Source organism: Burkholderia sp. SIMBA_051 (genome assembly GCF_046534915.1).
Taxonomy (GTDB): Bacteria; Pseudomonadota; Gammaproteobacteria; order Burkholderiales; family Burkholderiaceae; genus Burkholderia; species Burkholderia ambifaria.
In genome coordinates this window covers 1-233 of record NZ_JAWRXS010000950.1, presented here as the reverse complement: position 1 = coordinate 233, position 233 = coordinate 1, and the positions used below count along the sequence as shown (strand labels likewise).

Genomic DNA, 233 nt, shown 5'->3' with positions numbered 1-233 from the left:
CCTGCCTTCTGCCTGATCGATCCAGCGTCGCAGGAGGTTTGCGTTGAGCCTGTGTTCCAGCGCGACGGCTGCGACGGATACTCCGGTTCCATGGCAGGCAGCTACGACCCCGGCCTTGAACTCCTCGCTGTAGCGTCGCCGGCGTCGGCGTTCGGAGGGCGCGCCTTCTTCGAAGATAGTGTTCACGTGTCCGCTTATTCGTTAGGTGGACACGATACTCCCAAGACCTTTAG

The 233-nt window shown here is 60.9% G+C and carries 1 protein-coding gene; it reads right to left on the bottom strand.

The annotated features are described in order from the left end of the window. Nucleotides 1-186 (bottom strand): transposase (locus SB771_RS37300; protein WP_410722317.1); only part of this gene is annotated, 186 nt, incomplete at its 3' end. Nucleotides 187-233 lie beyond the last annotated feature (47 nt).